At 72.0% G+C, this 25,394-nt stretch carries 25 protein-coding genes; 7 read left to right on the forward strand and 18 right to left on the reverse strand.

Features of this window, described 5'->3' with window-relative positions; translation table 11 throughout:
* Positions 1 to 114: 114 nt before the first annotated feature.
* The 3 genes from ACFW48_RS04005 to proP all read right to left on the reverse strand — a co-directional run bounded on the left by ACFW48_RS04005 (position 115) and on the right by proP (position 3,779).
* The gene (locus ACFW48_RS04005; protein WP_386310271.1) at positions 115 to 1,149 is read right to left on the reverse strand and encodes an NAD-dependent epimerase/dehydratase family protein; all 1,035 of its coding nucleotides are present in this window, start codon (positions 1,147 to 1,149) and stop codon (positions 115 to 117) included.
* A 198-nt stretch (positions 1,150 to 1,347) separates the two neighbouring features.
* A complete protein-coding gene (locus ACFW48_RS04010; RefSeq protein WP_386310272.1) occupies positions 1,348 to 2,070 on the reverse strand; it encodes a lysophospholipid acyltransferase family protein in 723 nt (240 codons plus the stop codon).
* A gap of 194 nt (positions 2,071 to 2,264) precedes the next feature.
* Positions 2,265 to 3,779, reverse strand: a complete 1,515-nt coding sequence (gene proP, locus ACFW48_RS04015; protein ID WP_386310273.1) for a glycine betaine/L-proline transporter ProP — start codon at positions 3,777 to 3,779, stop codon at positions 2,265 to 2,267.
* A 154-nt stretch (positions 3,780 to 3,933) separates the two neighbouring features.
* Between proP and ACFW48_RS04020 the strand changes: the two genes are divergently transcribed.
* Positions 3,934 to 4,389 (forward strand): RpiB/LacA/LacB family sugar-phosphate isomerase, encoded by a 456-nt coding sequence (locus ACFW48_RS04020; protein WP_386310275.1) that lies wholly within the window; start codon positions 3,934 to 3,936, stop codon positions 4,387 to 4,389.
* A gap of 104 nt (positions 4,390 to 4,493) precedes the next feature.
* On the opposite strand, the gene rocD is transcribed toward ACFW48_RS04020, so the two are convergent.
* From rocD to ACFW48_RS04035, 3 genes are all read right to left on the reverse strand, one after another.
* The gene (gene rocD, locus ACFW48_RS04025) at positions 4,494 to 5,714 is read right to left on the reverse strand and encodes an ornithine--oxo-acid transaminase (RefSeq protein WP_386310276.1); all 1,221 of its coding nucleotides are present in this window, start codon (positions 5,712 to 5,714) and stop codon (positions 4,494 to 4,496) included.
* A complete protein-coding gene (ddaH, locus tag ACFW48_RS04030) occupies positions 5,711 to 6,541 on the reverse strand; it encodes a dimethylargininase (protein WP_386310277.1) in 831 nt (276 codons plus the stop codon). Before ddaH ends, rocD begins: the two co-directional genes overlap by 4 nt.
* Positions 6,542 to 6,667: 126 nt before the next feature.
* The gene (locus ACFW48_RS04035; RefSeq protein ID WP_386310279.1) at positions 6,668 to 7,195 is read right to left on the reverse strand and encodes an Lrp/AsnC family transcriptional regulator; all 528 of its coding nucleotides are present in this window, start codon (positions 7,193 to 7,195) and stop codon (positions 6,668 to 6,670) included.
* A gap of 77 nt (positions 7,196 to 7,272) precedes the next feature.
* On the opposite strand from ACFW48_RS04035, the gene ACFW48_RS04040 reads away from it, so the two are divergent.
* From ACFW48_RS04040 to ACFW48_RS04055, 4 genes are read left to right on the forward strand one after another with little or no spacing between them, the layout of a single operon-like run.
* The gene (locus tag ACFW48_RS04040) at positions 7,273 to 8,031 is read left to right on the forward strand and encodes a LytR/AlgR family response regulator transcription factor (protein WP_386310281.1); all 759 of its coding nucleotides are present in this window, start codon (positions 7,273 to 7,275) and stop codon (positions 8,029 to 8,031) included.
* Between the two features lie 3 nt (positions 8,032 to 8,034).
* On the forward strand, positions 8,035 to 8,394 hold the full coding sequence (locus ACFW48_RS04045) for a hypothetical protein (RefSeq protein WP_310874557.1): 360 nt from the start codon (positions 8,035 to 8,037) through the stop codon (positions 8,392 to 8,394).
* A 28-nt stretch (positions 8,395 to 8,422) separates the two neighbouring features.
* Entirely contained in the window at positions 8,423 to 10,201 is a 1,779-nt protein-coding gene (locus ACFW48_RS04050) for a cation acetate symporter (protein WP_386310283.1), read from the forward strand.
* Between the two features lie 8 nt (positions 10,202 to 10,209).
* Positions 10,210 to 11,415, forward strand: coding sequence for a sensor histidine kinase (locus tag ACFW48_RS04055; protein WP_386311098.1), 1,206 nt, complete (start codon positions 10,210 to 10,212; stop codon positions 11,413 to 11,415).
* Positions 11,416 to 11,440: 25 nt separating this feature from the next.
* On the opposite strand, the gene ACFW48_RS04060 is transcribed toward ACFW48_RS04055, so the two are convergent.
* The 6 genes from ACFW48_RS04060 to ACFW48_RS04085 form a co-directional block, all read right to left on the reverse strand.
* Positions 11,441 to 11,611, reverse strand: coding sequence for a hypothetical protein (locus ACFW48_RS04060; RefSeq protein WP_225635017.1), 171 nt, complete (start codon positions 11,609 to 11,611; stop codon positions 11,441 to 11,443).
* A 13-nt stretch (positions 11,612 to 11,624) separates the two neighbouring features.
* Complete coding sequence (locus tag ACFW48_RS04065; RefSeq protein ID WP_386310284.1) at positions 11,625 to 13,235, reverse strand: septum formation family protein; 1,611 nt, start codon at positions 13,233 to 13,235, stop codon at positions 11,625 to 11,627.
* A 58-nt stretch (positions 13,236 to 13,293) separates the two neighbouring features.
* Positions 13,294 to 14,244, reverse strand: coding sequence for a cytochrome c oxidase assembly protein (locus ACFW48_RS04070; protein ID WP_386310286.1), 951 nt, complete (start codon positions 14,242 to 14,244; stop codon positions 13,294 to 13,296).
* Between the two features lie 189 nt (positions 14,245 to 14,433).
* The gene (locus tag ACFW48_RS04075; RefSeq protein ID WP_386310288.1) at positions 14,434 to 15,459 is read right to left on the reverse strand and encodes a 6-phosphofructokinase; all 1,026 of its coding nucleotides are present in this window, start codon (positions 15,457 to 15,459) and stop codon (positions 14,434 to 14,436) included.
* A 165-nt stretch (positions 15,460 to 15,624) separates the two neighbouring features.
* Entirely contained in the window at positions 15,625 to 16,353 is a 729-nt protein-coding gene (locus ACFW48_RS04080; RefSeq protein WP_386310290.1) for a type 1 glutamine amidotransferase, read from the reverse strand.
* Between the two features lie 23 nt (positions 16,354 to 16,376).
* Positions 16,377 to 17,615 (reverse strand): MurT ligase domain-containing protein, encoded by a 1,239-nt coding sequence (locus ACFW48_RS04085; RefSeq protein WP_386310292.1) that lies wholly within the window; start codon positions 17,613 to 17,615, stop codon positions 16,377 to 16,379.
* A 169-nt stretch (positions 17,616 to 17,784) separates the two neighbouring features.
* On the opposite strand from ACFW48_RS04085, the gene def reads away from it, so the two are divergent.
* Complete coding sequence (gene def / locus ACFW48_RS04090) at positions 17,785 to 18,324, forward strand: peptide deformylase (protein ID WP_386310294.1); 540 nt, start codon at positions 17,785 to 17,787, stop codon at positions 18,322 to 18,324.
* 253 nt (positions 18,325 to 18,577) lie between these two features.
* Here the strand turns inward: def and ACFW48_RS04095 are convergent, their stop codons facing one another.
* On the reverse strand, positions 18,578 to 19,234 hold the full coding sequence (locus ACFW48_RS04095; protein WP_386310295.1) for a TetR family transcriptional regulator: 657 nt from the start codon (positions 19,232 to 19,234) through the stop codon (positions 18,578 to 18,580).
* Between the two features lie 169 nt (positions 19,235 to 19,403).
* Between ACFW48_RS04095 and ACFW48_RS04100 the strand changes: the two genes are divergently transcribed.
* Complete coding sequence (locus ACFW48_RS04100; RefSeq protein WP_386310297.1) at positions 19,404 to 20,657, forward strand: acyl-CoA dehydrogenase family protein; 1,254 nt, start codon at positions 19,404 to 19,406, stop codon at positions 20,655 to 20,657.
* 16 nt (positions 20,658 to 20,673) lie between these two features.
* Here ACFW48_RS04100 and ACFW48_RS04105 read toward each other — a convergent pair whose 3' ends face one another.
* The 5 genes from ACFW48_RS04105 to ACFW48_RS04125 all read right to left on the reverse strand — a co-directional run bounded on the left by ACFW48_RS04105 (position 20,674) and on the right by ACFW48_RS04125 (position 25,327).
* Positions 20,674 to 21,219: a cupin domain-containing protein gene (locus ACFW48_RS04105; protein WP_386310299.1), complete on the reverse strand. Its 546-nt coding sequence runs from the start codon at positions 21,217 to 21,219 to the stop codon at positions 20,674 to 20,676.
* Complete coding sequence (locus ACFW48_RS04110; protein WP_386310301.1) at positions 21,216 to 22,436, reverse strand: cytochrome P450; 1,221 nt, start codon at positions 22,434 to 22,436, stop codon at positions 21,216 to 21,218. The genes ACFW48_RS04105 and ACFW48_RS04110 overlap by 4 nt, the downstream gene beginning before the upstream one ends.
* On the reverse strand, positions 22,433 to 23,587 hold the full coding sequence (locus ACFW48_RS04115) for a type III polyketide synthase (RefSeq protein WP_386310303.1): 1,155 nt from the start codon (positions 23,585 to 23,587) through the stop codon (positions 22,433 to 22,435). Before ACFW48_RS04115 ends, ACFW48_RS04110 begins: the two co-directional genes overlap by 4 nt.
* Before the next feature lie 92 nt (positions 23,588 to 23,679).
* Complete coding sequence (locus tag ACFW48_RS04120; RefSeq protein ID WP_030969080.1) at positions 23,680 to 23,916, reverse strand: DUF6213 family protein; 237 nt, start codon at positions 23,914 to 23,916, stop codon at positions 23,680 to 23,682.
* A gap of 25 nt (positions 23,917 to 23,941) precedes the next feature.
* Positions 23,942 to 25,327, reverse strand: a complete 1,386-nt coding sequence (locus tag ACFW48_RS04125; protein ID WP_386310305.1) for an NADP-dependent succinic semialdehyde dehydrogenase — start codon at positions 25,325 to 25,327, stop codon at positions 23,942 to 23,944.
* Positions 25,328 to 25,394: the final 67 nt, after the last annotated feature.

Raw genomic sequence — 25,394 nt, forward strand, 5'->3', positions numbered from 1 at the left:
ACTCCTGAGGGCGCCCCGTTCTTTGGTTAATAACACCCCCCCCCCCCCCCCCCCCCCCCCCGGGGGCGGGGGGGGGGGGGGGCGGCCCCCCCCCCCCCCCCCCCTCCGCCGTCCTCAGCCCTGCCGCGCCGCCAGCCAGGTGTCCTCCGCCGCGTAGTCGAAGAGGTCGCCGTACGCCCGGAACATCTTCGGGTACGCCTCCCGCCAGTCCCGGCCGGCCAGCCGCTCCTCGAGGAAGGCGACCGTGGCCGGCAGCGTCTCGGCGTACCGGACCACCGGGCGGTAGCCCAACTGCCGTTCCGCCGCCGTCATGTCGCTCACGACGGGCACGGGCACCGACCACGGTGTGTCGCCCACGCCGTCCACGGGCGGCGGACCGTCCACCAGCACGTCCTCGGCCTCCACGCCCATCACCGCGTCGATCGCCGCCGCGATCTCCGCCACCGTCGGCGCGTCCGGATCGACGGCGTTCAGGACGCGCGTAGCCGGCCGCGGGGCGGCCAGCCGGATCAGCTCGGCGATGTTGTGCACGCTCGCCGGATGGAAGCGGCTCGCACCGCCGTACGCGAGGACGCGCCGACGCCTGCCGTCGAGGTTGCGCTTGACGAAGTACAGCTCGCGCGGGGTCCGGCAGTGCGGCCCGTGGATCGCGCCCGCGCGCAGCAGTGTGACGGGCAACCGGTCGCCCGCCGCGAGGAGTTCACGCTCCAGCGCGATCTTGCGGGTGGGGTACGAGGTGTCGCCCGGGCGGACCGTGCGCTGCTCCTCGGTGAGCGGCACGGGGTAGTGGGGGAAGCCGTCGGGTTCGGCCTGCGTGTCGAAGTTGCGGCCCTTGTCGTCCTCGTAGACCGACAGGCTGGAGATCACCACCGCCGAGCCGACCCGCCCGGCGAGCTGGACCAACTGCCGCGCGTGTCCCTCCCCGTAGGCCACCATGTCCACCAGGACGTCGCAGCCGTCACCCACCGCCGCCGACAGGGCCGCGTCGTCCTCCCGGTCGGCCCGCACCACCCGTACGTCCTCGGGCCAGCCCCCGTCCCGCTCGCCGCCCCGCGAGACGGCCGTCACCTCCCAGCCGTCGCGGGCCAGCGCTCCCACCGCCACCCGTCCGATCTGTCCCGTCGCTCCGACCACCACAGCACGTGTCATACGGCGACGGTAGGCGCACGTCCGGCCGCCCGGCCACGCCTTCTGCCGACGGCAGACAAGGGGAGCCCAAGCCGGGCAACGGGCCCCGACGGCGGGCAACGGCTTCTGGGGCCTGTCGTTTGGATCTTGCCGGCGTCGCGGGGTGTGTGGGCTGAAAGGCGCGGTCTCTCTTGGCCGACCTGATCCAAACGGCAGGCCCTAGCGGTGCGGCAGCCGGGGGAACCGCGGCGCCTTCGCCGCCTTCGCCGCCTCCTCCGCCTTCACGTCGGCCGCGTACCGGTCGACGTACTCCTGGCCGGACAGCGTCAGGACCGCGTACATGATCTCGTCGGTGACGGCGCGCAGCACGGCCTTCTCCCGTTCCAGGCCGGCGTAGCGGGAGAAGTCCAGGGGCTCGCCGAAGCGGATCACCACGGGGTGCAGCTTCGGGATCTTCCGGCCCGGCGGCTGCGCCTCGAAGGTGCCGATCATCGCGCAGGGTACGACCGGCACCCCGGCCCTGAGCGCCATCACGGCGACGCCGACCTTGCCCTTGTACAGCCGGCCGTCGTGCGAGCGCGTGCCCTCCGGATAGATGCCGAGCAACTCGTCCCTGCCCAGCACGCCGAGCCCTTCGCGGATCGCGGCCTGCCCCGCCTCCTTGCCGGTGCGGTCGACGGGGATCTGCCCGGCACTGCGGAAGAAGAACGCGGTCAGCCGGCCCTTGAGGCCCGGGCCGGTGAAGTACTCGGCCTTGGCGAGGAAGGTGATGCGGCGTCTGAGCACCGCGGGCATCAGGAAGTGGTCCGAGAACGAGAGGTGGTTGCCCGCGACGATGGCCGCCCCCGACGCCGGCACGTGGTCCAGGCCCTCGATGCGGGGGCGGAAGACGACTCTCAGCAGCGGGCCCAGCAGTACGTACTTGAGCACGTAGTAGAACACGGTGTGTCTCCCGCTCTCCCGGTAGGCAAGGCACGGTTCCGCGCCGGACGTCCGCGTCCGGTGATCGATCGTAGCCCGGACCGTGCCGGCCCGGCCGGGGCCGGTTCGGCCGCTCTTCGGCCGGCGCGCTCCACGCGGTGACGTCGGCCGGGCGGTGGGGTGCGGGCCGACCCCACCGCCCCACCGACGCGTGGTCAGAACTTCGGCGTGGGGGCCTGCGACTCGACCAGCTCCGCCGCCTCCTCCTGGCTCTGCACCGAGGGCGGGGAGCCCTCGAGGGGCTGTTGGGCCGTCTCCTTCATGCAGGCCACCGCCACGACACCGACCAGGGCCGCGGCCATGGCGTAGTAGGCGGGCATCATGTCGGAGCCGGTCACGCTGATCAGGGCGGTGATGACCAGCGGCGTGGTACCGCCGAACAGCGAGGCGGACAGGTTGTAGCCGACCGAGAGGGAGCCGTACCGGACGTTGGTCGGGAACATCGCCGGGAGCGCCGCCGACATCGTGCCGAGCAGGCAGACCAGGGAGAGACCGAGCATCAGCATGCCGGCCGAGACGGCGAGCAGACTGCCGTCCTGCACCAGTACGAAGGCCGGGGCGGACAGGACGAAGAAGCTGATCATGCCGGTCATCAGGAGGGGCTTGCGGCCGTAGCGGTCGGACAGGCGGCCGATCTGGTTGATGATCAGCATCAGCAGCACCATGGTGGCCACGAGGATCATCAGGCCGTGACTCTCGCTGTAGTCCAGCTCGTCCGAGAGATACGTGGGCATGTACGACAGCAGCATGTAGTCGGTGATGTTGTACGCGCCGACGAGCGCGATGCACAGCACCAGCGAGCGCCAGTGCGTGCGGAAGATCTTGGCCAGGTCGCCCCGCGCGGTGGTCTCCACCGCGGTCGCCGCCTCCGAGATGTGGACGTTGGAGTCCTCCAGCTTCAGGAACGCGGGCGTGTCGTCCAGCCTCAGCCGCAGATAGATACCGACGATGCCGAGCGGCGCCGCGACCAGGAACGGGATGCGCCAGCCCCAGGCGTCCATGGTGTCGCTGCCGAGCCAGGCCGTGAGGCCGGTGACCAGGCTCGCGGCGCCGGTGTACCCGGCCAGCGTGCCCAGCTCCAGGAAGCTGCCGAAGAAACCGCGCCGCTTGTCGGGCGCGTACTCGGCGATGAACGTGGACGCACCGCCGTACTCGCCGCCGGTCGAGAAGCCCTGGAGCAGGCGGAACAGGATCAGCAGGACGGGGGCCCAGAAGCCGATGGAGTCGTAGCTGGGGATGAGCCCGATGGCGGCGGTGCCGATCGCCATGAGGATCATCGTCAGCGCGAGCACCTTCTTGCGGCCGACCTTGTCACCCATCGGACCGAAGACCATGCCGCCGAGCGGGCGCACCAGGAACGCCACGGCGAACGTGGCGAACGAGGAGAGCAGCTGCGCGGTGTCACTCCCGGACGGGAAGAACACGCGGCCGATGGTGCCGGCCAGATAGGCGTAGATGCCGAAGTCGAACCACTCCATGGCATTGCCCAGAGAGGCGGCCTTCACCGCTCTCTTGACCGCGGCCTCGTCCGTGACGGTGATGTCCGACCGGCGCAGGCGGGGGTTCTGCCGACGCTTGATCGCCCGGAAGAGGGCCGGGTGGCGGCGGATCGCCGCAGCGTCGGATTCTTGGCCGTTCTCGGTGGGGGACGTGGCGGGCTCCCTTTCCACGGGCAGTCGCTCCCGGCGGAGTGCTGCTCGGTCGTACGTTTCTCAGGTCGTACCGTTCCCCCGATCATCCTGGGTATGGTCGTGACTTCAGTCATGTGGTTGAGCCGATGAGGTGAGCGGCGCGCGGGACAGGCGCGGTGAGTACGCTGCGCGCATGCGTATCTCCGTCTCCTCCGACATGGACGAACCCGTCGCCCGTCTCCTCGTCGAGGAACTGCGCGGACGCGGCCACGAGGTGCTGGCGCACGGCGCGCTGCGGCCCGGCGCGGACCCGCGGTGGGCGGTGTGCTCGGAGCGGGCGGCGCGCGAGGTCGCCGACGGCACGGCCGACCAGGCGGTGGTGTGCTGCTGGACCGGCACCGGCGCGTCGATCGCCGCGAACAAGGTGCCCGGAGTACGGGCCGCCCTGTGCGCCGACGCGTACACGGCGGACGGGGCCCGCCGCTGGAACGACGCCAACGTACTCGCGCTCAGTCTGCGGCTGACGTCGGCGCCGCTGCTGCGGGAGATCCTCGACGCCTGGTTCGCGGGCGGGCCCGGCGAGGACGCCGAGGACCGGGACAACGTGACACACGTGGAGCGGCTCGACCGGGGCCGAACCGCTCCGTGACGGCACACCTAGCTAGGGCCTGTCGTTCGGATCTTGCCGGGGTCGGCTGAAGGCGCGGTCTCTCTCAGCCGACCCGATCCGAACGACAGGCCCTAGGGACGGGGTCAGGACGTCAGGACCTTCTCCAGCGTCCCGAGCGCCCCTTCCAGCTCCTCACCGGTGACGGTCAGCGGCGGCGCCAGGCGGATCGTGGAGCCGTGCGTGTCCTTGACGAGGATGCCCTCGCGCATCAGACGTTCGCTGATCTCGCGGCCCGTGCCGAGCGCCGGGTCGACGTCGACGCCCGCCCACAGTCCGCGGGCACGGAAACCGACGACGCCCCTGCCGACCAGGGCGGTCAGACCCTCGCGCAGCACCGCGCCCAGCTCGGCCGCCCGGTGCTGGAACTCGCCCGTCTCCAGCAACTCCACCACCGCGGTGCCGACCGCGGCCGCCAGCGGGTTCCCGCCGAACGTCGAACCGTGCTCGCCCGGGTGCAGCACACCGAGCACCTCCCGGCTGCCGACCACCGCCGACACCGGGACGATGCCGCCGCCCAGCGCCTTGCCGAGCAGCACCACGTCCGGCACGACCGACTCGTGCTCGACGGCGAGGGTGCGCCCCGTGCGGCCGAGCCCCGACTGGATCTCGTCCGCGATGAAGAGGCATCCGGCCCGGCGGGTCAGCTCCCGCACGCCGGCCAGATAGCCGTCGTCCGGGATCAGCACGCCCGCCTCGCCCTGGATCGGCTCGATCAGCACGGCCGCCGTCGTCTCGTCGACCGCCGCCTCCATGGCCGCCAGGTCGTTGTACGGGACGACCCGGAAGCCGGGAGTGAAGGGACCGAAGCCCGAGCGGGCCGTCTCGTCCGTGGAGAAGCTCACGATCGTCGTCGTACGGCCGTGGAAGTTGTCCGCCGCGACCACGATCGTCGCCCGGTCGGCCGGGACGCCCTTCACGTCGTAGGCCCACTTGCGGGCCACCTTGATGCCGCTCTCCACCGCCTCCGCGCCGGTGTTCATCGGCAGCACCATGTCCGTGCCGGTCAGCGCGGCAAGCCGCTCGGCGAAGGACGCGAGCCGGTCGTTGTGGAAGGCGCGCGAGGTCAGCGTGAGCCGGTCCAGCTGGCGGTGGGCGGCGTCGATCAGCGCCGGGTGGCGGTGGCCGAAGTTGAGCGCCGAGTAGCCGGCCAGCATGTCCAGGTAGCGGCGGCCCTCCACGTCCTCGACCCAGGCGCCCTCCGCGCGGGCCACGACCACGGGCAGCGGGTGGTAGTTGTGCGCGAGGACGGGCTCCTCCGCGCGGATCAGTTCCTCGGAGCCGCGGTTGCGGGCGGGTGCGGTCATGAGCGGATCTCCCGGATCTCCTGGGTGCAGCACTTGATGCCGCCACCCGCCTTGTGGAACTCGGACAGGTCGACGGGGACGGGGACGTAGCCGAGGCCGGCGAGCTGATCGGCGAGTCCCCGCGCCCCGGGCGAGATGAACACGTGCCGTCCGTCGGAGACGGAGTTCAGCCCGAACGCCATGGCGTCCTCGCGGGTGGCGATCACCGCGTCCGGGTAGAGCCGCTCCAGCACCTCACGGCTGCCGGGCGAGAAGGCCCCGGGGTAGTAGGCGACGTTCCCGGCGGCCCCGTCGTCGAGCACGAACAGGGCCGTGTCCAGATGGTAGAAGTACGGATCCACGAGCGTCAGCGAGATCACCGGCACGCCGAAGAACTCCTGCGCCTCTCGATGCGCCTCACGGGTCGTACGGAATCCCGTGCCGGCCAGGATCCAGCGGCCGGCCGGGACCAGGTCGCCCTCGCCCTCGCAGACCGCCTCGGGGTGGTGGACCTCGAAGCCCTCCGCCTTGAACCACGCCTCGTAGGGCACGGACTCGGGACGGCGCTCGGGCGCGTGGAAGTGGGAGCCGAGGACCCGGCCCTCGACGACGACCGCGCAGTTCGCGGCGAAGACCATGTCGGGCAGGCCCGGGACCGCCCCGACCGTGTCGACGGTGTGGCCGTGGGCGCGGTAGGCGTCGACCAGTGCCTGCCACTGGTCCAGGGCGCGGATGACGTCGACCGGTCGGCCGGTGCTCATCCACGGGTTGATCGCGTACTGCACGGCGAAGTGTCTGGGTTCGCAGACCAGGAAGCGCCGCCGGCGCGGCACACGTGATTCGGGCACAGAGGGGTTCCTCCGCTTCCTAACGGTTTGTGACTGAGGGATGACACCACGGTAGAAAGCGAAGGAGACGGACGACAAGCGACAAGAGCTGCGTGTTGGCGCAGCATCGCTGCGTCCTGGGCCAGGTCAGCGCACGTCTGCTGCGCCCTCGGCCGGGCCGGGTGCCGCGCCTTCGGGCGCCGGGAGGCTAGCGCCGGCCTCCGGAGCGTCCTGGATCAGATGGGACAGCACCATCACACTGATCGTCTTCCGGATGAACGGCTCGGCCCGGATCCGCTCCAGCACCTCCTCGAAGTGCTCCACGTCCCGCGCCCGCACGTGCAGCAACGCGTCCGCCCCGCCGGTCACCGTCATCGCCGCCGTGATCTCCGGATAGCCGCGCGCGACCTCCGCCAGCCGCCTCGGCGGTGCCGCACCCTCGCAGTACACCTCCACGTACGCCTCGGTGCGCCAGCCCAGCGCGGACGGGCGCACCGTCGCCGTGAACCCGGTGATCACGCCGGTCTCGCGCAGCCGGTCCACCCGGCGCTTGACCGCCGTCGAGGACAGCCCGACCTCCGCGCCGATCTCGGCGAAGGACGTCCTGGCGTTCGCCATCAGGGCGGTGACGATCTTCCGGTCGAGTTCGTCGAACGGGGTGGACCTGCTGTTCATGCGGGCACTGTATCCAGCGGATACGTCCGCGACGGGCACGTGTGCAGGCGTACGGATTGCTCCTACACTCCAGCCTCATGCTGCGCGCCCTGGCTGTCGACGACGAACGCCCCACGCTCGAGGAACTCGTGTACCTGCTGAAAGCCGATCCCCGCATCGGTACGGCCGAGGGCGCGGGAGACGCGACCGAGGCGCTGCGCCGCATCAACCGCGCCCTGGAGTCGGGCCCCGACGGGCCGGACGCCATCGACGTCGTCTTCCTCGACATCCAGATGCCGGGCCTGGACGGACTCGACCTGGCCCGGCTGCTGAGCGGGTTCGCCCGGCCGCCGCTGGTCGTGTTCGTCACCGCGCACGAGGACTTCGCCGTGCAGGCCTTCGACCTCAAGGCCGTCGACTACGTCCTCAAACCCGTCCGCAGGGAACGGCTCGCCGAGGCGGTCCGCCGCGCCGTCGAACGCCGGGGCACCACGACCCCCGCTCCGCGCATACCCGTGCACGAACCCGACCCCGACCACATCACCGTGGAACTCGGCGGCGTCACCCGCTTCGTCCCCGTCGAGGACATCACCCACGTCGAGGCCCAGGGCGACTACGCCCGCCTGCACACCGACCGGGGCAGCCACCTCGTCCGCATCCCCCTGTCCACCCTGGAGGAGCGCTGGCGCGCCCGCGGTTTCGTCCGCATCCACCGCCGGCACCTCGTCGCCCTGCGCCACATCGGCGAACTCCGCCTGGACGCGGGCACCGTCAGCGTCCTGGTCGGCACCGAGGAACTCCAGGTCAGCCGGCGCCACACCCGCGAGCTGCGGGACCTGCTCATGCGGAGGCCGTGAGCCATGCCCCAGGACCCCACCGAACGCCGCGTCACCGTCACCGGCCCGCCCAGGCGGACCCGGCGGGCCTCCGGCTACTACCGCCCGCGCACCGAGATCGACGAGCAGACCACCCTCGGGCACACCTACGTCCGGTCCCTGATGCGCAGCCAGCTGCGCGCCGGCCTCACCGCCTTCGCGGTCCTCGGACTCCTCGTCGGACCGCTGCCGCTGCTGTTCGCGGCGATGCCCGACGCCCGCCGCCTGGAATGGGCCGTCCTCGGCTTCGGCCTGTACGCCCCGCTGGTCCTCCTCGCCCGCTGGTACGTGCGCCGCGCCGAACGCAACGAACGCGACTTCGTCCGCCTCGTCGAGGACCGATGACCGTGTCGAGCGAGTCCGTGAAGGCGCCATGAACTCCAGCTACGCCATACCCGCCGTCGCCCTCGTCGTGGTCGCCACCGTCCTCGTCGGCGCCTTCGGCCTGCGCATCTCCCGCACCACCTCCGACTTCTACGTCGCCTCCCGCACCGTCGGCCCCCGCCTGAACGCCGCCGCCATCAGCGGCGAGTACCTCTCCGCCGCGTCCTTCCTCGGCATCGCGGGCCTGGTCCTGGTCCAGGGCCCCGACATGCTCTGGTACCCCGTCGGCTACACCGCCGGCTATCTGGTCCTGCTGCTCTTCGTCGCCGCCCCGCTGCGCCGCTCCGGCGCCTACACGCTGCCCGACTTCGCCGAGGCCCGGCTCGCCTCCCAGGCGGTACGGCGGCTCGCGGGGGCCTTCGTCGTCGGCGTCGGCTGGCTGTACCTGCTGCCCCAGCTCCAGGGCGCCGGACTGACCCTGACCGTACTGAGCGGGGCACCCGACTGGCTGGGCGGGGTGATCGTCGCCGTCGTCGTCACCGCCATCGTCGCCGCCGGCGGCATGCGCAGCATCACCTTCGTCCAGGCCTTCCAGTACTGGCTGAAACTCACCGCCCTGCTCGTCCCCGCGCTCTTCCTGGTGCTGGCCTGGCAGGGCGACGGTGCCCCCGGTCGGCCCTTCGACGAACCCGCCACCTTCCGCGAGCAACGCTCCGTCCGGGTCGACGACAGCCTCACCCTCAAGCTCGACCGTCCGCTGACCGTCACCGTCGACGGCACCGTGGACGGCCGCGTCCACGACGGCACCCGGCTCGGCCTGCCCGCCGGCACCCACCGCATCGAGGCCGGCACCCGGCTCACCTTCGCCAAGGACACCCCGGTCCCGGCCGCCGGACGCGGCGCCGACGACGCCCTGTCCCCCTCCCGGGCCGAGAGCCGCACCGAGCGCCCGCTGTACGCCACGTACGGACTGATCCTCGCCACCTTCCTCGGCACCATGGGCCTGCCGCACGTCGTGGTCCGCTTCTACACCAGCCCGCACGGCGTCGCCGCCCGCCGCACCACCGTCGCCGTGCTCGGTCTGATCGGCGCCTTCTACCTGCTGCCGCCCGTCTACGGTGCCCTCGGCCGCCTGTACGCCCCCGAGCTGACCCTCACCGGCGACGCCGACGCCGCCGTCCTGCTGCTGCCCGACCGGGTGATCGGGGGAGTGGGCGGCGACCTGCTCGGCGCCCTGGTGGCGGGCGGCGCCTTCGCCGCGTTCCTGTCGACCGCGTCCGGGCTGACCATGGCCGTCGCGGGCGTCCTCACCCAGGACGTGCTGCCGTCCCGCGCCGTACCGCACTTCCGGCTCGGCACCCTCCTCGCCATGGCCGTGCCCCTGGCGGCGAGCGCGCTGGTCGGCGGGCTGCCGGTCGCCGACGCCGTCGGCCTCGCCTTCGCCGTGTCCGCCTCCTCCTTCTGCCCACTGCTCGTCCTCGGCATCTGGTGGCGGCGGCTGACCCCGCCCGGCGCGGCGGCCGGGATGCTGGTGGGGGGCGGCTCCGCCCTGCTCGCCGTCGCCGCCACCATGGGCGGCTTCCCGGGTGGCGGCGGCGCGCTGCACGCGCTGCTGGCCTGGCCCGCGCTCTGGTCGGTGCCGCTGGGTTTCCTCACCATGGTGCTGGTCTCCCTGGCCACCCCGGGCCGGGTTCCGGCCGGGACGGCGGCGATCCTGGCCCGCTTCCACCTGCCGGAAGAGCTGCGCGCGGAGGAACTGCGCACGGAGGACCTGCGCAGAGACGAACTGCGCGCCGCGCAGGACCTGCGCGAGGAGGCGGCCCCGTGAGCGGCTCCATGGGCGGTTTCCTCGCGGGCCTGGTCGTCGCCGTGCTCCCCCTGCTGGCCGCGGGCTTCTGGCTGGGGCGCCGCACGGCCCGCCCGCAGAACCTCGGCGGACTCGGCACCCCGGTCGAGCACGCCACCTTCCAGACCCTGCACACCGCCTCCCTGGCCACACCCCCGCTGCGCGGGGGCCTGACCGAGGAGACCGCCGGCAAGTCGGCCCGCAAGCTGCGCTCCCTGCTCGGCACGGACGCACTGTGCCTGACCGACCTCAAGGAGGTCCTGGTCTGGGACGGCGTGGGCGCCCACCACCGCTCGGAGATCATGGAACGCCTCGCGGGCCCGCTGGAGACCGGCCGCGGCGAGGCCTTCCCGCTCACCTGCGACACCCCCGACTGCGCGGTGCGCTGGGCGGTGGTCGCCCCGCTCACCGTCGACGACCGGGTGCACGGCGCCCTGGTCGCCTGCGCGCCCCGCGAGTCCGCCGTCCTGGTCCGGGCCGCCGGCGAGGTCGCCCGCTGGGTCTCCGTCCAGCTGGAGCTGGCCGACCTCGACCAGTCCCGCACCAGGCTCATCGAGGCCGAGATCAAGGCCCTGCGCGCCCAGATCTCCCCGCACTTCATCTTCAACTCGCTCGCGGTCATCGCCTCGTTCGTGCGCACCGACCCCGAGCGCGCCCGCGAGCTGCTCCTGGAGTTCGCCGACTTCACCCGCTACTCGTTCCGTCGGCACGGCGACTTCACCACCCTCGCCGACGAACTGCACGCCATCGACCACTACCTGGCACTGGTGCGGGCCCGCTTCGGCGACCGCCTCGCCGTCACCCTCCAGGTGGCCCCCGAGGTGCTGCCGGTCGCCCTGCCCTTCCTCTGCCTCCAGCCGCTCGTCGAGAACGCCGTCAAACACGGCCTGGAGGGCAAGTCCGACCGCTGCCGCATCCAGATCACCGCGCAGGACGCGGGCGCCGAGGCCCTGGTCGTCATCGAGGACGACGGCGCCGGAATGGACCCCGACCTGCTGCGCCGCATCCTGGCGCGTGAGGTCAGCCCGTCGGGCGGCATCGGGCTGTCCAACGTCGACGACCGGCTCCGCCAGGTCTACGGAGACGACCACGGCCTCGTCATCGAGACTGCCGTCGGCGCGGGCATGAAGATCACGGTCCGGCTGCCGAAGTACCAGCCGGGCGTGCACTCGGCGGGCAGACTCGGCCGCGAGTGAGATCCGGTACGCCCCGGCGCGGGGCTCAGGTGCTGCGGGTGGCGACCATCCCCACGGTGATCAGACCCAGCACGACCCAGCCGAACCACAGCCAGCCGTTGCTCCCGAGCGCCACCGTGTAGGCCGTCACCGCGACCAGGCCGCCGATGGTGAGCGCCCCCATCGTCTTCGTGGAACTGTCCGTGGAACCGGGCATCGCGACACCCTCCTCATGGTCCGTTCCCCTCCATGGTGCCCCCGTTCTGCCTCCGTACGGTGCAGACGACGAGATGTGAGCCGGATTTCCACGCGCCGACGGCCGTCCGGGACCCGGCCTCGTGCAGGGAAGGGTCGAATCCGTAGTCGCGCGGCGGCACCTTCCGCGCACACGCCCGGTCCGCCGCCCCGGGCGCCTCGGCGAGCGTGACGTCGGAGGCCAAACGGGTGAATCCGAGGACCTGGGCGTCGTACCGGCCCGCGCAGGACACCAGCCGGGCCTCCCGCGTGGAGCGCACGTCCAGGCAGTCCCGGCGCTGCATGGTCGCGGTGTCCGCGAACACCGAACCCGGCTCGCGATGCCGCCCGAGCGGCCCGTACACCGGCCCGTGCGCCCCCAGCACCAGGCAGGCGGTGCGCCTCCGGGCGGTCTCGAATCCGTCGTCGGCCGGCACCACCGCCACAGCGCGCACCCCGGCCAGCCGGTCCCGGACCTCCCGCGTCCGCTCCTCGCACCGCGCCGGCCCCAGTTCGCGGGCCTCCTCGGCGGAGGAGGCGGGCACGAACGCCATCACCTGGCCGTCGGGCGCCCCGCCCCGGCAGTCCGGGTCCACGGTGAGGCGCGGCGTCCCCGCGAACCGGGTGCCGCCCGGCCACCGGGCGCGGACGCAGTCCCCGTCCTCCAGCGGCGCCACGAGCCCCACGGCGTCGCCGTACGGTGCCCCGGTCCCGTCGGCCGCCCGGTCGGCCAGGGCGTACCAGACGGCGCCCAGGGCGAGGACCAGACCGAGCCCGCCGGCCAGAGCGGCACGCAGGGCCCGCGAACGCGGGCGCCGGTGCCCGGTGGCGGCAGCCTGCCGATCGGCGGCGGCAGCCGGGCGGGGCACGGGCGTGGGCGGCGCGGACCAGGGCGGTTGCGATCCCGGGTCGGCCCGCGGCCGGACGTACGCCTCGGTCTGCGGCGTGACGATCCACGCCAGTTCCGCCTCCGCCTCGGCCGCCGTGACACGCGGCCCCGGGGTTGCGCCGAGCAGTCTCTCCAGCAGCGGCCCGAGCGCACCGGCCCGCACGGGCGGAACGGCCACCTCGCGGCCGGAGGGCTCGCGGCCCTCGACGGCGTAGTAGAGCGTGCGGCCCAGTGCGAGGAGGCCGTCATCGTCCCCGGGCCCCGCGACGACGTGGTCCAGGAGCAGGATCCTGCCGTACGGAGCGCCGCCGCGGTCCGGCGCCAGCAGGATGTCGGCCGGCCCCACAGGCCGGTGCGGCACACCCCGCTCGTCACCGGCGGCCGACGCGTCGAGCACGGCGAGCCCGATCCGGGCGCACTCGGCCGGGGCCAGCGGGCCGCGCCGGGCCACCAGTCCCCTCAGATCGACGGCGCCCGCCACATACTCCATGACGGTCCATGGCACGCCCTCGTGCTCCACCACGTCATGAACGGTCACCAGGTGCGGATGATCGCCCGGCCGTGGCAGGCCCCGGGCCCCGGCGCGTACGGCCTTCAGCGCGACCTCGCAGCCCAGCCGCTGATCGTGCGCGAGCCACACCCGGTCCGACCCGCCGTCGCCGAGCGGGCGCAGCAGCAGATAGCGGCCGGCGACGACCCGGCCCACGTGGCGTGCCATACCGCTCCCCCCGGGCGGTTCCCCCGACGCGCCACATGCTACTGAACACAGCCGCCGTTCAGCCGCCGCGTGTGTTCAGTGAGGCCAGATAGGCGTTGTACGCCTGAAGTTCCTTGTCACCGTCGCGGTCGGCGGCGCGGTCGCTGCGCCGGGCCTGCCGCTCCTCCGAGGCGTACCACTGGAACAGCAGCGCGAGCAGCACCAGCACGGACGGGACCTCGCTGAAGGCCCAGGCGATGCCGCCGGCCGCGTTCTGGTCGGAGAGCGCGTCGATGCCGAGCGACGCGGGCGGGTTCTTGAACGTCTCGACCATGGGCGAGGACGCCATCATCAGCGCGATGCCGAAGAACGCGTGGAACGGCATGCCCGCGAACAGCTCCAGCATCCGCATCAGGTAGCCCGGCCGGTGCGGGCCCGGGTCGACGCCCATGATCGGCCAGAAGAACACCAGCCCGACGGCGAGGAAGTGCACCATCATTCCGATGTGCCCGACCTTGGACCCCATCAGGAAGTCGAAGAGGGGAGTGAAGTACAGCCCGTACAGGCTCGCGATGAACAGCGGGATGGTGAACGCGGGGTGCGTGACGATCCGCATGTAGCGGCTGTGCAGCAGCATCAGCAGCAGTTCGCGGGGCCCCTTGCGGCCGCGGCCCGCCGTGGGCAGCGCGCGCAGGGCCAGGGTGATCGGGGCGCCGAGCAGCAGCAGGATCGGCGACACCATGCTGATCATCATGTGCTGCACCATGTGCACGCTAAACATGACCATGCCGTAGTCGTTGAGCTTGGTGCACATCATCAGCCCGATGCTCAGCACACCGACGACGAAGGACACGGTCCGGCCCACCGGCCATTTGTCGCCGCGCCGGGTCAGCCTGACGACGCCCCACCCGTACAGCGCCAGTCCCAGGAGACAGGCGATCAGGAAGAAGGGGTCCGCCGACCACGCGAGACCCCGCCCCAGCGTGAACGGCGGCAGATCCATCGTCATGCCGTGCCCGCCGTGATCCATCCGCCGGCTCCTGTTTCGTGGGGGTTGAGCGCTGTCTGTCCGCACCAGACTAGAACCGCCCCCGGCAACTTCCGTCACCGGGGGCGGTACAGCGCCCCGTCAGGGGCGCGGGGAACTGCGCGAGCAGCCACATACGGCCCGCAGCCCGCGACGAACCTCATGTCTCGAGCTCTCAGCGGCCCCGCGAAATCACAGCACGCACTCCGCCTCCGCGTACCGCGCGTCCGGCACCGTCTTGAGCGACTCCACCGCCTCGGCCAGCGGCACCATCCGGATGTCCGTCCCCCGCAGCGCCGTCATCATCCCGAACTCACCCCGGTGCACGGCCTCCACCGCGTGCCACCCGAACCGGGTCGCCAGCACCCGGTCGTACGCCGTCGGCGTGCCGCCGCGCTGGACGTGCCCGAGGATCACCGGCCGGGCCTCCTTGCCGAGGCGCTCCTCCAGCTCGATCGAGAGCTGGCGGGCGATCCCGGCGAAGCGCTCGTGGCCGTAGACGTCCTTGCCGCCCTCGTCGAAGTCCATCGTGCCGGCCTTCGGCTTGGCACCCTCCGCGGCCACCACGATCGCGAACCGCTTGCCCGCCGAGAACCGCTCGCCGACCTTCGCGGTCAACTCGTCGATGTCGAAGGGCCGCTCCGGCACGACCACGGCGTGCGCGCCGGCCGCCATGCCCGAGTGCAGCGCGATCCAGCCGGTGTGCCGCCCCATGACCTCGACGATCAGCACCCGCTGGTGGGACTCGGCGGTGGTCTTCAGCCGGTCCAGGGCCTCGGTGGCGACGGTCACGGCCGTGTCGAAGCCGAAGGTGACGTCGGTGACCGCTATGTCGTTGTCGATGGTCTTCGGCACGCCCACGATCGGCAGGCCGTTGTCGGACAGCAGCCGGGCCGCCTTCAGCGTGCCCTCGCCGCCGATCGGGATGATCGCGTCCAGGCCGAGTTCCTCGACGTGGCCGCGGGCGCGTTCGACCCCGTCCCGCAGGTGCTCGGGACGGACCCGGGAGGAGCCCAGGATGGTGCCGCCGCGCGCCAGGATGCCGCCGACCGCGTCCAGGTCGAGCTTGAGGTAGTCGCACTCCAGGAGGCCCTTCCAGCCGTCCCGGAAGCCGATGACCTCGTCGCCGTGGTCGACGACGGCACGGTGCACGACGGACCGGATGACGGCGTTCAGGCCGGGGCAGTCGCCGCCGGACGTGAGGACACCAATGCGCATAGCCCGAAATACCTTCTCAAGTGGCACGGGTCCGGACCGCGCTGTCCGGCTCGATCCCCGCCACCCTAGCGGCACCGGGGGGCGGGACCGAACCGTGCGTCCGCCTACTGGACGTGCCCGCTCACCTGTGCGGACGAGTCATCAGACGGGCCCGCCCCGCGAAGGTCACGCGGGCTGCTGCGCGGCAGCGATGCGCTCGTTGCGGAGCGCCTCGTACCAGCGGTCGTCGGTCGGCGGCAGGGCGTTCACGTCGAGGGCCAGCTTCAGCAGCAGGTCCGCGATCAGCGGGTTGCGCGCCAGCACCGGGCCGTGCATGTACGTGCCGAAGACCGTGTCGTTGTACGCGCCCTCCGTGCCGTCACCCGTGCCGTTGCCGTTGCCGAAGTGGACCTGGGCGAGCGGGCGGGAACCGGGGCCGAGGTGGGTGACGCCCTGGTGGTTCTCGAAACCGGTCAGCGGTGGCAGACCCAGGCGGGGGTCGATGTCGCCGAGGACGTCGCCGACACACCGGGCGCCCTCGCCGCGGGTGGAGACCACGTCGAGCAGGCCGAGGCCCGGCTCGCGCTGGCCCAGGTCGTTGATGAACTCGTGACCCAGGATCTGGTAGCCGGCGCAGACGGAGAAGACGATCGCGCCGTTCCCCACCGCCCGCTGCAGACCCCCGTCGCGGCGCAGCCGCTCGGCCGCGAGCCGCTGCGGGCGGTCCTCGCCACCGCCGATCAGGTAGATGTCGCCGGAGGTCGGGATCGGCTGGTCGCTGCGCACGTCGAGGCGGGCCACGTCGAGGCCGCGCTGGCGGGCCCGGCGTTCCACGACGAGGGCGTTGCCCTGGTCGCCGTACGTGCTGAGCAGGTCCGGGTAGATCCAGACGATCCGCAGTTGGTTGTCGCTCACGAAAGTCCCCTGAAGTCTCGCGGTCAGTTGCCGACGCGGCGGCGCAGGTCCTGGAAGGCGGTGTAGTTCGCGATGACCTCGATGCGTCCCGGCGGGCACAGCTGCACCGCCTGGTCGAGGTCCTCGCACACCTGGAACTGCTGGTTCGCGACCTCCAGGCGCACCGCGAGGTCCAGCTTCCGGTCACCGATCACGCAGATCGGGTGGCCGGTCAGCCGGGTGTAGTCCACGTCCCACAGCCAGGAGGTGTCGGTGCCGTCGGCGCCGCGCGCGTTCACCGAGAGGATCACCGGGGCCGGCGGCGGGTCGATCAGGGAGAAGGTCTCCAGCCAGCCCGCCGGGTTCTTGGCGAGCAGCAGACGCAGGTCACGGCCCTGGAACTGCACGACGTCGTAGCGTCCTGCGACCGCCTGTACCTGGTACATGCGCTCCAGGGCGACTTGCGGCGGCACCCCGAAGACGGCGGCGACGGCGGCCGAGGAGGCGGCGTTGGCCTTGTTCGCGCGGCCCGGCAGCTGGAGGTGGATCGGCCAGGCGGAGCCGTGCGGGTCGAGGACGTGGTCGCCGGACAGGGCCCAGCTCGGCGTCGGCCGGCGGAAGCCGCACTCGCCGCAGAACCAGTCGTCGCCGGGGCGCTGCATCACCCCGCCGCAGGCCGGGCAGGACCAGGCGTCGTCCTTCCACATCTGCCCGGCGGCGACCCAGATCACGTTGGGGGAGGAGGACGCGGCCCACACCACCAGCGGGTCGTCGGCGTTGGCGACGATCACGGCCTTCGAACCGGTCAGGCCCTCGCGCCAGTTCTCGGCGAGCATGCGGGTCTCGGCGGCGCGGTCCAACTGGTCACGGGAGAGGTTGAGCAGCGCGATGCACTTCGGCTCGGTGGCCTGGGCGACGCCGACGAGGTACTTCTCGTCGACCTCGATGACGCCGTACCGGGACTCCGCGCCGGCGGCGAGCGCCGAGGTGATGCCGGCCGGCATGTTGGCGCCGAGGGCGTTGGAGACGACCGGGCCGGCCGCCTTGAGCGCCTCTGCGATGAGCCGGGTGGTGGTGGTCTTGCCGTTGGTCGCCGAGACGAGGGTCACGTCCAGATGCTGGGCGAGCCGGGCGAGGAGGTCGGGATCGAGTCGCAGCGCGACCTTGCCGCCGATCACCGAACCGCTGCCGCGCCCCGCGGCACGAGATGCCGCCGCGACCGCCTTGCCCGCGGTCACGGCGATCTTGGCCCGGGGCGTGAGCGGGTCCGAGTTGCCTGCCATCAGTTCTCGATCCTCCTTGCGTACGCGCCGCGCCTGAAGCCTGACGGCCACGTGGTGTGGACCTCAGCCTATCGAGATCCGTTCGCACTCCCGAATCGCGGCACCGGCCACGGGGTTCCGGCGGTGGGCGCGAGCCGCCGGGGGACACAGGGACCTTACTCTTGCCGCCATGCGACACGGCTCCATCCCGGGCGCCCACGGGCGCGTCCGACCCCTCGGCCTCCTCGGCGATCCCGTCCTGCACGCACCCTGCGACGAGGTGACGGACTTCGGTCCGGAACTCGCGGCGCTCGTGGAGGACTTGTTCGCGACCATGTACGCCGCCCACGGTGTGGGCCTGGCCGCGAACCAGATCGGCGAGCCGGTACGCGTCTTCGTGTACGACTGCCCGGACGACGAGGACGAGCGCCACCTCGGGCACGTGGTGAACCCGCGGCTCGTCGAGACGGACGGGGTGGTGGTGCGCGGGCCGGAGGGCTGTCTGTCGCTGCCGGGACTGGAGGCCGGGACGGAGCGTCACGACCACGCGGTCGTGGAGGGCTTCACGATGACGGGGGAGCCGGTCACCGTGCACGGGACCGGATTCTTCGCCCGGTGCCTCCAGCACGAGTGCGATCACCTGGAGGGCCGGGTGTACGCCGATCGCCTGGCCGGCCGGCGTCACCGGAAGCTGATGCGGCAGGTGGCGCGGGCGTCCTGGCACCGCTGAGCGCGTTTCCGGTCGGTGGCCCGGTGGCCGCCTCGCCGCGCGCCCGGCGAGACCGGGCCGGTGCGCGGTGGTGAGGCCGCGTCCGGGTGTGGGATGTGATGGGTCGGCGTGCGGCCCCGTGCGGCGGGCAGTGGTGCGTGGTGGTGGGGCCGCGTCCGGATGCGGCCGGGAGGCCGTGGTCGCGAGGCCCGCCGGTGCGTGACCGGCGGACGGGGCCGGTGGGCGGCGGTCGGGGCGCGGTCCGCCCGCGGCGTCAGAACCCCGGGCCGCCCGCCTTGTCCCCGGCCGCGGCGAGGCGGCCCCACAGCAGGTCGGCCAGGGTGCGGACCAACTCGGCCCGGGAGCAGGGGCGTTCGCCCAGCCACCAGTCCCCGGCGGCGTGCATCATGCCGACGATTCCGTGCCCCCATACCCGGGCCAACTGCTGGGTGCCCGGTCCGACGTCGAGGCGCTCCTCGATGACCTGGGCCAGTTCCTCGCCCATGCGGCGCAGCAGCGGAGCCGAGTGCTTGCCGACGTCGAAGCCCTGGTCGGCCTGGTCGCCCGGCGGGGTGGTGCCCTCCGCCGGATGCATCAGGAAGCGGTACACCTGCGGGCGTGCCTCGATGGCCGCCAGGTAGGTGTCCAGGGTGGCCTCGACGCGTTCCCGCCGCTCCGCGGGAGCGTCCAGGGCGGCCCGCAGCGAGGCGAGGAGGGCGTCCGTGTGCCGCATGGCCAGGGCGGCGTACAGTCCGCTCTTGTCGCCGAAGTGGCGGTAGAGGATCGGCTTGGTGATGCCGGCCTCGGCGGCGATGGCGTTCATCGAGGCCTGTGGACCGTCGCGCAGCACCACCCGGTCGGCGGCCTCCAGCAGCTCGCGCCGTCTGCGGTCGGCGGACCGCTGCTGATCGGTCCGCTGCGTGGTGTCCATGTGCTCTCCCCACCCGTGCTGGTTCGGTGACGCCTGCGCAAACTAACACCCGGTGGGCACCGGACATCGAACGGGAGGGCGACGGGGCCTCGGGAGTTGACTTTTCCTACCCACCGGTAACAGACTCGTGTTACCGCAAGTAACATGTACGTGCGTCACTGGAGGGGACATGGCCGAGTTCACCATGGAGCTCAACGACGAACAGAAGGAGGTCCGGGACTGGCTGCACGGCTTCGCGGCCGATGTCATCCGTCCCGCCGCCGCCGAATGGGACGAGCGTGAGGAGACTCCCTGGCCGGTCATCCAGGAGGCCGCCAAGGTCGGCATCTACTCCCTCGACTTCTACGCCCAGCAGTACTTCGACCCCACCGGCCTCGGCATCCCGATGGCGATGGAGGAGCTGTTCTGGGGTGATGCCGGCATCGCGCTGTCCATCGTCGGCACCGGCCTGGCCGCCGTCGGCGTCCTCGCCAACGGCACCGAGGAGCAGATCGGCACCTGGATCCCCCAGATGTACGGTGACGCGGGCGACGTCAAGGTCGCCGCCTTCTGCTCCTCCGAGCCCGACGCCGGCTCCGACGTGGCCTCCATGCGCACGCGTGCCGTGTACGACGAGGCCAAGGACGAGTGGGTGCTCAACGGCACCAAGACCTGGGCGACCAACGGCGGCATCGCCAATGTCCACGTCGTGGTCGCCGTCGTCGACGCGGAGCTGGGCTCCAAGGGCCACGCCTCCTTCATCATCCCGCCGGACACCCCGGGGCTGTCGCAGGGCCAGAAGTTCAAGAAGCACGGCATCCGCGCCTCGCACACCGCCGAGGTGATCCTGGACAACGTGCGCGTCCCCGGCTCCTGCCTGCTCGGCGGCAAGGAGAAGCTGGACGCGCGCCTGGCCCGCGCCCGGGAGAAGGCCAGGAAGGGCGGGGTGGGGGTCCCCCCGGCCGGAGGCTGGGGGAGCGTCAAGAACGCCGCGATGGCCACGTTCGAGGCGTCGCGCCCGGCGGTCGGAGCCATGGCGGTGGGCACGGCCCGTGCCGCCTACGAGGTCGCCCTGGAGTACGCCCAGACCCGTGAGCAGTTCGGGCGGCCGATCATCGACAACCAGGGCGTCGCCTTCCAGCTCGCGGACATGCGGACGTCCATCGACGCGGCGCGGCTGCTGGTGTGGCGGGCCTCCTGGATGGCGATCAACGGCAAGCCGTTCACGGCGGCCGAGGGATCGATGTCCAAGCTGTTCGCGAGTGAGACGGCGAAGAAGGTGACCGCCCAGGCCATCCAGATCCTGGGCGGCAACGGCTACACGCGTGAGTACCCGGTGGAGCGGATGCACCGCGACTCCGCCATTTACACCATCTTCGAGGGCACCAGCGAGATCCAGCGGCTGGTGATCGCGCGGACCCTGGCGGGGATGCCGATCCGCTAGGGCCGGGACAGCACACCTAGGGCGGGCCCGGTCGGTGCCTGAGCGGCGTCAGCTGCTCGATGTCGTACTTGGCCCGCAGCGCCTCGATGGCCTCGTGGTCCGGGGGGCCGTCCTCGCCGAGGATCTCCAGGAGTTCCTCGAAGTAGCGTTCGTGGTCCGGGGGCGGGCTCGCCTGGAAGAACATCTTGGCGGGCTCGCCCGTCGGGTTCGCGAAGGCGTGGGGGCAGCCGGGAGGTACGACGATGACCGTGCCCGGGGTCGCGCGCACCACCCGGTTGCCCGAAGCCGACTCCCACTTCTGCCAGTTGTCGGGAGTGCGGATCCTCGGCTCGAAGGCGAGCACGTCCAGCTCGCCTTCCAGCACGTAGAACAGCTCCTCGCTGCGGGTGTGCACATGGGCGCCGACGTCGAAACCCGGCGGCACGATCACCTCGAAGGTGGAGGCCGTGCGCGAGTGCGAACCGGTCACCTTGAAGGTCACGTGCTGGGCGGGCGCCTGCACGACCCTGCCGTGCCCCGGCGGCACCAGCAGCCCCTCCGACACCGCCGCGAGGCCGCTCACCAGGTCACCGGCAGGGCCTCGGGCCCGCGGATCAGCGCACCCTTCTTGAAGGGCACGTCCTCGGGCGGCACCGCGAGCTTCAGCCCCGGCACCCGGTCCAGGACCGTGTCGACGAGCAGCTCGGACTCCAGCCGGGCCAGCATGCCGCCGGGGCAGTAGTGCGGGCCGAAGCCGAAGGACACGTGCGGGTTGGGGTTGCGGGCGAGGTCGATCGTGTCCGGGTCGGGGAAGACCTCCGGGTCGCGGTTCGCGGCCAGGTACGACACGTAGACCGCGTCGCCCGCCCGCATCCGCACCCCTCTGACCTCCACGTCCTCCAGGACGATCCGGGACAGCCCGACCGCGTTGCGATGGGGAATCCAGCGCAGCAGCTCGTCGATGGCCCGGGGACGGATCTCCGGTTCGGAGCGCAGGCGTTCGGCGAGTTCGGGGCGGGTCAGCAGCAGGTAGAACATCTGCCCGCTGTTGTTCGTGACCGCCTCACCGCCGATCTGGAGCAGGACGGCGAGCCCGACGGCCTCCTCCAGGGTGATCTCGTCCCGACCCACCGCGGCGCCCAGCAGCGAGGCGACGTCCTCGCCGGTGCTGTCCGACCGTAGCCCGATGAGGTCGGCGAAGTAGGCGCTCATCTCGTGCTTGGCCCGTTCGCTGACCTCCGCGCCGTGCGACGAGGAAAGGATCAGCTGGGTCCAGGTGTGCATGCTGTGCCGGTCGGTGGCCGGGACGCCCATCAGCTCGCAGATCACCGCGATGGGGAAGGGGCTCAGCACGGCCTCGGTGAGGTCGGCGGGCGGGCCGGCCTTCAGCATGGCGTCGACGAGTTCGTCGAGCATGCCGCGGGACCGCTCGCGCACGCGCTCCACGCCCCGGGCCGTGAACGCGGCCGCCACCGAGCGGCGCAGCCGGGTGTGGTCGGGCGGGTCGAGGAAGCCGACCGCGCCGCGCGCCGGGATGAAGTGCGGGGCGAGCCGGGTGACCTGCCGGTCCATGACGGCCTCGCGGCCGAACCGGGGGTCGTTGGTGACCAGGCGGACGTCGTCGTGCCGGGTCACCAGCCAGGCCCAGCCCTCGCCGTTGGGCAGTGAGATACGTGTGACGGGACCTTCACGCATCAGCTCGGTCAGCACGGGGTCGAAGTCGGTGCCGGGCAGGTCGAGGGCCGGCCAGTCCCGGACGGGCGGAGCGGTGTCGGCCCGGTCGATCGTCTCTTCACTCACGCTTGCCTCACGCCTTGCGTCTCGTCCGCGGTCTGCCAGCGGCCCAGGGACATCTCCGCGGTGATGCCGGGCCCGAAACCGGCCAGCAGCCCGCGCGCCCGGTCGTGGACGCCGCCCTCGTCGAAGAGCCTGCGCAGCGCGTCCAGGACGACGGCGCTGGCGATGTTGCCGTACTCGGTGAGCGTGGCCCGGCTGAACCGGAACGCGTGCCGGTCGACCTGGAGGAACTTGCTCAGGTCGTCCAGAATCCGGGGCCCGCCGGCGTGGACGATGTAGAAGTCCAGGTCGGAGGCGTCCCAGCCGTGGGTGCCCGCCAGGTCCCGCAGGGCCGGTGCGAGCGGCTCCATGGTGGCCGGCACCCGCTTGTCCAGCAGGAAGTGGAAGCCGGTCGCCTTCACGTCGTACATGATCCAGTCTTCGGTCTTGGGGATCAGGTACGAGCCGTTGCGCTCCAGGCGGACACCGGTGCCGCCCTGTCCGCGGACCACCGCGGCGGCGATGCCGTCGCCGAACAGGCCGTTGGAGAGCAGGGAGCCCACACCGATGTCGGTCGGCTGGTAGCACAGCGAGCAGAACTCGCAGGCCACGATCAGCGCGTTGGCCTCGGGGTAGGCGGTGCAGAAGTCGTGGGCCCGGTTGATCGCCGCACCGCCGGCCGCGCACCCCAGCTGGGCGATGGGTATCTGCCGCGTGGTGCTGTCGAAACCCATCTCGTTGATCAGCCACGCCGTCAGCGAGGGCATCATGAAGCCCGTGCACGAGACGTAGATGATCACGTCGATGTCGGTGGTGAGCAGCTCCGCGTCGTCGAGGGCCCGCTGGATCACCGCGGGGACCCGGGCCTTCGCCTCCCGCTCGTAGAGCCGGTTGCGGTCCTCGAAGCCGGGGTGCTTCAGCGTCTCCTCGATGGGCTGCACGATGTGCCGGGTGCGTACCCCGGTGTTCTCTATCAGCCGGAGGGCGAGAGGCAGTTGGGGATGGTCGGTGTGGCGCTCGCGCGCCAGCTCAAGCGTCTCCTCCATCGTGATCACGTGCTCTGGAACGGACACCGAGGGTCTGCACAAAGTCGCCATGAACCGTGCCTGCTTTCGCCTCGCGGAAGGCTCTCGCCCCCCGACCGGAAAGTGGTGCGCCCGTTTCGGGGCGCTCATCCACGGTCACTCACGGCGGCGGCGATCTCTCGCCGGGTTACTCCATCTCGGGGACAGGGGGGCGGGCGGGGGCAGGCGCCAGGGGCGTCGGGTCAGGAGGACTGGCCGCTGCTGTGGGCGATGCAGGCCACGTCGATGCGGTCGGCCAGTTTGGCGAGCTCGATGGTGAGAGCGGCGACCGTGTCCTCGTCCAGACTCTCCTCGCCGGCCTCCACCAGCCGCAGCCATCGCCCGCCCACCGTGCGCAGAAGCTTGCTCACGTCGGACGCGGCGACCTGCAGGGTGCCGCGGTCGTCGACGATCAGAGGCAGGGTCACTTCGCGGTTCACAAAGGGGATCGTAGTCGCGGAAGGCTCACGCTCCGTGCCATACGGTGGTGATGTTGCAGAACTCGCGGATTCCGTGCCCGGACAGCTCACGGCCGTAGCCCGACCGCTTGACCCCGCCGAACGGGAACGCCGGATGGGACGCGGTCATCCCGTTGACGTACACACCGCCCGCCTCCAGATCCCGTACGAAGCGGTCCACGTCGGCGTCGTCGCGGGTCCAGACGTTGGAACTGAGCCCGAAGTCCGTGTCGTTGGCGATGAGCACCGCCTCGTCCAGGTCGGCCGCGCGGTACAGCGTGGCGACCGGGCCGAAGGCCTCCTCGCGGTGGACGCGCATGTCGCGGGTGACGCCGGCCAGCACGGTCGGCGGGTAGTACCAGCCGGGGCCGTCCGGGCGTTCGCCCCCGCACAGCACGTGCGCGCCGCCGCGCACCGCGTCGTCGACCAGCTCGACGAGGTCGTCCACGCCCTGCTCACTGGAGAGCGGGCCGACCTCGGTGTCCTCGTCCATCGGGTCGCCGACCGTCAGCGCCTTCATGCCCTCGGTGAAGCGTTCGACGAAGGCGTCGTACACGTCCGTGTGCACGATGAACCGCTTGGCGGCGATGCAGGACTGCCCGGCGTTCTGCGTGCGCGCGGTCACCGCCACCTGGGCGGCCCGGTCGACGTCGGCGGACGGCATCACGACGAACGGGTCGCTGCCGCCGAGCTCCAGCACCGTCTTCTTGATCATCTCCCCGGCGGTGGAGGCGACCGCGCGGCCGGCGGGCTCGCTGCCGGTGAGGGTGGCGGCCCGCACGCGCTCGTCGCGCAGGATGTCGTCGACCGCGGCGGAGCCGATGAGCAGGGTCTGGAAGCAGCCCTCGGGGAAGCCCGCCCGGTGGAACAGGTCCTCCAGGTACAGGGCCGTCTGCGGCACGTTCGAGGCGTGCTTGAGCAGTCCGACGTTGCCCGCCATCAGCGCGGGTGCCGCGAACCGGATCACCTGCCAGAGGGGGAAGTTCCACGGCATCACCGCGAGCACCGGGCCGAGCGGCCGGAAACGGACCAGGGCCCGGGAGGCGCCGGAGTCCTTCACGTCGGACTCGGCGGGTTCCTCGTCGGCGAGCAGCCCGGCCGCGTTGTCGGCGTACCAGCGCATCGCCTTGGCGCACTTGGCGGCCTCCGCGCGGGCCTGCTTGACCGGCTTGCCCATCTCGGTGGTGATGACCTTGCCGATCGCCTCCTGGTCCTCCTCCAGGAGGTCGGCGGCACGGTGCATGAGCCGGGCCCGCTCGTCGAAGGCCGTCGTACGGTACGTGCGGAAGGTGGCCTCCGCGAGCTGGAGCCGGCGCTCGATCTCCTCCTCGCCCATGGCCTCGTACGTCCTGAGCGTCTCGCCGTTCGCCGGGTTCACCGTCGCGATGGGCATGGCCGACCTCCCTGGGTGCGGACTCGTGCTTCGACCTTGGCGCGCGGCGCGGGGTGCCGCAACGCGG

Origin of the sequence: Streptomyces sp. NPDC058812 (assembly GCF_042744565.1) — a bacterium.
Taxonomy (GTDB): Bacteria; Actinomycetota; Actinomycetes; order Streptomycetales; family Streptomycetaceae; genus Streptomyces; species Streptomyces thinghirensis.

Coding starts and splice junctions, on each gene's coding strand:
- ACFW48_RS04050 (WP_386310283.1), top strand. CDS start 8,423: ATGAACTCCAGCTACGCCATACCCGCCGTCGCCCTCGTCGTGGTCGCC.
- ACFW48_RS04115 (WP_386310303.1), bottom strand. CDS start 23,587: ATGAGCGCCCCGAAACGGGCGCACCACTTTCCGGTCGGGGGGCGAGAG.
- ACFW48_RS04045 (WP_310874557.1), top strand. CDS start 8,035: ATGCCCCAGGACCCCACCGAACGCCGCGTCACCGTCACCGGCCCGCCC.
- ACFW48_RS04060 (WP_225635017.1), bottom strand. CDS start 11,611: ATGCCCGGTTCCACGGACAGTTCCACGAAGACGATGGGGGCGCTCACC.
- ACFW48_RS04075 (WP_386310288.1), bottom strand. CDS start 15,459: ATGCGCATTGGTGTCCTCACGTCCGGCGGCGACTGCCCCGGCCTGAAC.
- ACFW48_RS04020 (WP_386310275.1), top strand. CDS start 3,934: ATGCGTATCTCCGTCTCCTCCGACATGGACGAACCCGTCGCCCGTCTC.
- ACFW48_RS04065 (WP_386310284.1), bottom strand. CDS start 13,235: ATGGCACGCCACGTGGGCCGGGTCGTCGCCGGCCGCTATCTGCTGCTG.
- ACFW48_RS04095 (WP_386310295.1), bottom strand. CDS start 19,234: ATGGACACCACGCAGCGGACCGATCAGCAGCGGTCCGCCGACCGCAGA.
- ACFW48_RS04100 (WP_386310297.1), top strand. CDS start 19,404: ATGGCCGAGTTCACCATGGAGCTCAACGACGAACAGAAGGAGGTCCGG.
- ACFW48_RS04040 (WP_386310281.1), top strand. CDS start 7,273: ATGCTGCGCGCCCTGGCTGTCGACGACGAACGCCCCACGCTCGAGGAA.
- ACFW48_RS04055 (WP_386311098.1), top strand. CDS start 10,210: ATGGGCGGTTTCCTCGCGGGCCTGGTCGTCGCCGTGCTCCCCCTGCTG.
- ACFW48_RS04005 (WP_386310271.1), bottom strand. CDS start 1,149: ATGACACGTGCTGTGGTGGTCGGAGCGACGGGACAGATCGGACGGGTG.
- rocD (WP_386310276.1), bottom strand. CDS start 5,714: ATGACCGCACCCGCCCGCAACCGCGGCTCCGAGGAACTGATCCGCGCG.
- ACFW48_RS04035 (WP_386310279.1), bottom strand. CDS start 7,195: ATGAACAGCAGGTCCACCCCGTTCGACGAACTCGACCGGAAGATCGTC.
- def (WP_386310294.1), top strand. CDS start 17,785: ATGCGACACGGCTCCATCCCGGGCGCCCACGGGCGCGTCCGACCCCTC.
- ACFW48_RS04085 (WP_386310292.1), bottom strand. CDS start 17,615: ATGGCAGGCAACTCGGACCCGCTCACGCCCCGGGCCAAGATCGCCGTG.
- ACFW48_RS04070 (WP_386310286.1), bottom strand. CDS start 14,244: ATGGATCACGGCGGGCACGGCATGACGATGGATCTGCCGCCGTTCACG.
- ACFW48_RS04125 (WP_386310305.1), bottom strand. CDS start 25,327: ATGCCCATCGCGACGGTGAACCCGGCGAACGGCGAGACGCTCAGGACG.